Below are 707 nucleotides of genomic sequence, written 5' to 3' on the forward strand. Positions count from 1 at the left end.
GGGTTGCGCCACAGAAGAGTCTCGACGTCGTCGGCGTCGAATCCCGCGGCGAGCATCGCCTCGCCGGTGGCCCGGGTGCGCAACGGGTCACTGCGTCCCCAGTCGGCGGCCGAGTTCACCAGCATCCGTTCGGTTCCGTACTCGGTGAGGATGCGGACCATCCGGTCGGGGTCCATCTTGGTATCCGGGTAGATCGAGAAACCCATCCAGCAGCCGGTGCCGGCAACCAGACCGACCGTGACCTCATTGAGATGATCGAGTACGACCCGTTCCGGCGCGATGCCCGATGCATCGATGAGCTCAAGGCTTCGCGATGTTCCAGCTGCTTTGTCGCGGTGCGGGGTGTGTACCAGCGCGGGTAGGTCGTGTTCGACAGCGAGCGTGAGCTGGGTGGCGAAGGCACGCTCCTCCTCGGAGGTCATCGAGTCGAATCCGATCTCCCCGACCGCGACCACCCGGTCCTTCACCAGGTACCGGGGAAGTAGATCAAGAACCGGCTTACAGCGGGGATCGTTGGCTTCCTTCGGGTTCAGCGCGATCGTGCAATGATGTGCGATCCCGAACTGGGCGGCTCGAAACGGCTCCCAGCCGAGCAGCCCGTCGAAGTAGTCGACAAAACTGCCGATGGACGTGCGGGGTTGCCCGAGCCAGAACGCCGGCTCCACCAGGGCACGGACTCCGGCCGCGTACATCGCCTCATAGTCGTC

The 707-nt window shown here is 64.5% G+C and carries 1 protein-coding gene; it reads right to left on the bottom strand.

Features of this window, described 5'->3' with window-relative positions:
• Positions 1 to 707, bottom strand: a 707-nt coding sequence (locus U9980_RS22740) for a TatD family hydrolase (protein WP_416210359.1), incomplete at both ends; no start/stop codon positions are given.

Source organism: Protofrankia sp. Cr1 (genome assembly GCF_963555865.1).
In the GTDB taxonomy this organism is placed as follows: Bacteria; Actinomycetota; Actinomycetes; order Frankiales; family Frankiaceae; genus Protofrankia.